The 1085-nt window shown below is 74.7% G+C and carries 1 protein-coding gene; it reads right to left on the reverse strand.

All coding sequences use genetic code 11. The features are described from left to right. Nucleotides 1-1000, reverse strand: a 1000-nt coding sequence (locus GQS09_RS28295; protein WP_313896388.1) for a phosphopantetheine-binding protein, incomplete at its 3' end; no start/stop codon positions are given. Between the last annotated feature and the right edge of the window lie 85 nt (nucleotides 1001-1085).

Consider the following 1085-nt stretch of genomic DNA (forward strand, 5'->3'; position numbering starts at 1 on the left):
CGGGGCCGGCGGGGTCGAACCAGACGAACTGGGCCATCACCCCGGCCGCCGGGTCCAGCCTTCCGGTCGCCGCGTCCAGCTCGGCCTCGGCCGCCCGGCGCCACTCCTCGCCCCAGTCGCCCTCCCAGGCCACCCGGCGGATCAGCGCGGGCACCTCCACCGAACCGGGCGGAGCGATCTGCAGGCTGCCGCCCTCGCCCTCCTCCGGCAGCAGCCGGGAGCGCAGCACGTCGTGCCGGTCGAAGACCGCGCCCAGGGTCGCCGCCAGTCCCTCCCCGTCGATACCGGCAGGCAGATCCAGCACCAGGGACATGGCGAACCGGCGGTGGCCGCCCCCCTGCTCCAGCAGATAGTGCCCGACGGGCGGCAGCGGCATGGTGCCGAGAGCACCGCCGGCCAGCTCCTCCAGGACGGGAACGTCGCCCGTGTGCCCGGCGGCGACCTCGGCGAGTTCGGCGACGGTGCGGTGCTCGAAGATCTGCCGGGGGGTGACCTCCAGGCCCTGGGCCCGGGCCCGGGCCACGACCTGGATGGAGCGGATCGAGTCACCGCCCACGGCGAAGAAGTCGTCGTCGACACCGACCCGGTCCAGGCCCAGCACCTCGGCATAGATGCCGGCCAGCGTCTCCTCCCGCGGCGTGCGCGGCGCCCGGTACGCCTCCGCGCTCTGCTCGGGCTCCGGCAGCGCCGCCCGGTCCAGCTTGCCGTTGGGCGCCAGCGGCAGCCGGTCCAGCACCACGAACACCGAGGGCACCATGAATTCCGGCAGCCGGTCGGCGACGAAACGGCGCAGCTCCCGCACGGCCAGCCCGCTGGTCAGGTCGACATCCAGGTCGCCGAGGCTGTCCACGCTGCCGAAGCCTCCGGCATCGGCGTCGACCGGGACGACATAGCCGACGAGGCGGGTGCCGCGGCCGTCGTCCTGGGTGATGACGGCGGCCTGGGCGACGCCGGGGTGGGCGGTCAGCACCGCCTCCACCTCACCCGGCTCGATCCGCACACCGCGGACCTTCACCTGCACATCCGACCGGCCCGCGTACTCCAGCACACCATCGGCACGCCGCCGCGCCAGATCACCCGTGCGG

It is taken from the genome of Streptomyces sp. YIM 98790 (genome assembly GCF_011421595.1).
Lineage (GTDB): Bacteria > Actinomycetota > Actinomycetes > Streptomycetales > Streptomycetaceae > Streptomyces.